The following is a 650-nucleotide window of genomic DNA, read 5'->3' as shown; positions in this document are numbered from 1 at the left end:
GGCCACCGCCATCCCCTTCCACCAGGCCGTCGTCATCGACCCCGCCTTCACCGCCGACCCCTTCCACATCCACACCCGCTGGATCGAGACCGAATTCGTCAACGCCATCCCGGCGTTCGTCCCCCCTGCGGTCGACGGCGACGACGAAGCGCCCACCGAGCGGGAGTCGGTGGTGGTCGAGGTCGGCGGCAAGCGCCTCGAAGTCTCCCTCCCGTCGTCCCTCGGCATGTCACTCGCCCGTACGGGCCTGGCGGCCGGAGCGAAGCCCAAGCGCCGCGACAAGAAGAAGACGGGCTCCGCCATTTCGGGTGACTCGCTGGCGTCGCCCATGCAGGGCACGATCGTCAAGGTCGCCGTCGAGGAGGGCCAGGAGGTCCAGGAAGGCGACCTCATCGTCGTCCTCGAAGCCATGAAGATGGAACAGCCCCTCAACGCCCACCGCTCCGGCACCATCAGGGACCTCGCCGCGGCTGTAGGCGCGTCCGTCACGTCCGGCGCCACCATCTGCGAAATCAAGGGTTGAGGAGCCATTCGATGCTGAAGGAAGTCAAACGCCTCGATCGGGTGATCATCCGCTTCGCGGGTGATTCGGGTGACGGGATGCAGCTCACGGGTGACCGCTTCACCTCGGAGACCGCCTCGTTCGGCAA

1 protein-coding gene is annotated in these 650 nt (G+C 66.9%); it reads left to right on the top strand.

The genetic code is table 11. The features are described from left to right. The coding region (locus IE252_RS42900) for an acyl-CoA carboxylase biotin carboxyl carrier protein subunit (RefSeq protein ID WP_190094937.1) at nt 1-523 on the top strand (523 nt) is incomplete at its 5' end. Between the last annotated feature and the right edge of the window lie 127 nt (nt 524-650).

It is taken from the genome of Streptomyces melanogenes (genome assembly GCF_014649795.1).
Taxonomy (GTDB): Bacteria; Actinomycetota; Actinomycetes; order Streptomycetales; family Streptomycetaceae; genus Streptomyces; species Streptomyces noboritoensis.
Note: the sequence above shows the minus strand (reverse complement) of the source record. Positions and strands in the feature narration are given on the sequence as shown.